We start from the raw sequence: 407 nt of genomic DNA on the forward strand, positions 1-407 counted from the left end.
ACAGATGCTGAAGCCGATTGACTTGAGCTTACTGATGCTGAAGCTGATTGGCTTGAGCTTACTGATGCGCTAGCTGATTGACTTGCACTTACTGACGCTGAAGCTGATTGACTTGAGCTTACTGATGCGCTAGCTGATTGGCTTGCACTTACAGACGCTGAAGCTGAGCGACTTGAGCTTACTGATGTGCTTGCTGAACGACTCGCGCTGAGCGATGCACTAGCTGAGGCACTGGCCGAACGGCTTGAGCTAAGCGATGCGCTAGCTGACGCACTGGCCGAACGGCTCGAACTTACAGAAGCTGAAACTGAGCGACTTGCAGATACTGAAGCTGAAGCTGATTGACTAGCTGATACAGACGCTGAGTCGCTTGCACTTACAGATGCTGATGCTGATTGGCTAGCTGA

1 protein-coding gene is annotated in these 407 nt (G+C 51.4%); it reads right to left on the reverse strand.

What is annotated here, in order from left to right; genetic code table 11:
• Window positions 1-407 (reverse strand): hypothetical protein (locus E2R31_RS09865; protein WP_207918318.1); only part of this gene is annotated, 407 nt, incomplete at both ends.

Source organism: Streptococcus downii, from assembly GCF_004353325.1.
Lineage (GTDB): Bacteria > Bacillota > Bacilli > Lactobacillales > Streptococcaceae > Streptococcus > Streptococcus downii.